Origin of the sequence: Oscillibacter sp. CU971 (assembly GCF_905219725.1) — a bacterium.
GTDB lineage: Bacteria > Bacillota > Clostridia > Oscillospirales > Oscillospiraceae > Oscillibacter.
This window is the reverse complement of sequence record NZ_CAJMXG010000474.1, coordinates 1-1,423: the sequence shown is the minus strand read 5'-3', so window position 1 is coordinate 1,423 and position 1,423 is coordinate 1. Positions and strand designations below refer to the sequence as shown.

The following is a 1,423-nucleotide window of genomic DNA, read 5'->3' as shown; positions in this document are numbered from 1 at the left end:
CGTCTCCGACTTCCTCACCGCGATAGGTGGACTTACCATTCTCGAACCGATAGCCGGGGAAGATGGGACGCCCCTTTTTATCAAAGGCCGTGTACTTGTCGAAGTTCTGCGGCCCCATCGTGAAGGGCAGGTCGGCGTCCGGGTCAAATATCTGACTCTCGTCGCCCATGTCCCGATACTGGAACTGATCCTGCGGCTTTTTATTGCCGCCGAAGATGATCTTGGTAGTAAGGGAGTTGGTAGTGTCGTTGACTGTCATGCCGGCCACATCAGCCAGAATTTCCCGGGCGATGAAGTCAGCCTTTCGAGCGTTGAAGACAGCCTCCGTAGCAATGACATCATTGTCGCAGTATTCCGCAACTTTCTGCCACATACTTTCCGGCACCGGCTGGTCCCAGGGAAGGCCAAGCTCCTGATGATGGATGCCGAGTTCAATCTCCCACTTTTTCAGGCTCTGCTTTTTAGAACAGAAGTCATAGACGTCCGTATAAGAGACGTTATAGGCCTCCCCGAAGAAACAGTTATTGCTCTTGGCTTTCTTCTCGCTGCCGATGATTTTCTGCGACAGGTTGTAGAGCTGCTCATTGGTGTAGCCCATCAGACGGGCATAGAGGATGTGGTTGTCGTACCGCCGGCAGTTGAAGCCGACAAGCCGAAATTTCATCAGCTCCTCGATCTCCTGAGGGCTGGGGTTAATCATTCTGACGACAGGTCGGCCCTCACCCTGGATTTTCCAGTTCACCAGGAACAGGTTCGGAAATACCTCCACGTCGTAGAAGACAAGCGGCTCATCATCGTTTGCAGCCGCCGGGGCGTTCTCAGCAGACTTGAACGGCATCTTGTTCACAAGCTTGATGCAGTAGTCCGCCTGATTGGTACTGTTGGCCGCAAAGGCCAGGACGGCGTTGCGCATGTCGGTCACATCGTAAGTAAGACCGCTTTCATACGCCTCCGTCAAAATTTTGTGGATAAAGTCGATGCTGGGCTTAGTAGCCGGGTGTATCTCTTTGTTGAGATTTCGCTTGATTTGCACCCGAAGCCCTTTCTCGCTTTGCACCACTTTGGCATTTATCACGGTGCTTTCTCCTTTCAATGGCAACCCAGAGCTTATCGTGGCAATAGGCAGACCGTTACATTTGGTCAGCTTGCGCCTCAATGAGCTCTTGCCGGTGAAGACCTTCACTTCGATATGGTCGTCATAAATCCGGCTGAGTCGTGCCGGGTCGCCGGTGTAGATATAATGCAGGTGGATGCCGCACCCGCTTTTGCTGACTTCCGCATAGGTCGGGGGCCATTTGCTTGCTTCCTCCAGATTTCGCTCAAAGCATTTGTTCCCCTGGTCATCCGGAATATCAAAGTCAATGACGATATGGCTCTCAGGAACTTTGACATAATGGAGCCGGCTGGTGTCCAGCTGGGAGAG

General features: G+C 52.7%; 1 pseudogene. It reads right to left on the bottom strand.

The window, feature by feature from the left end:
- A pseudogene (locus JX325_RS16690) lies at positions 1-1,423 on the bottom strand (hypothetical protein); the annotation flags it as partial.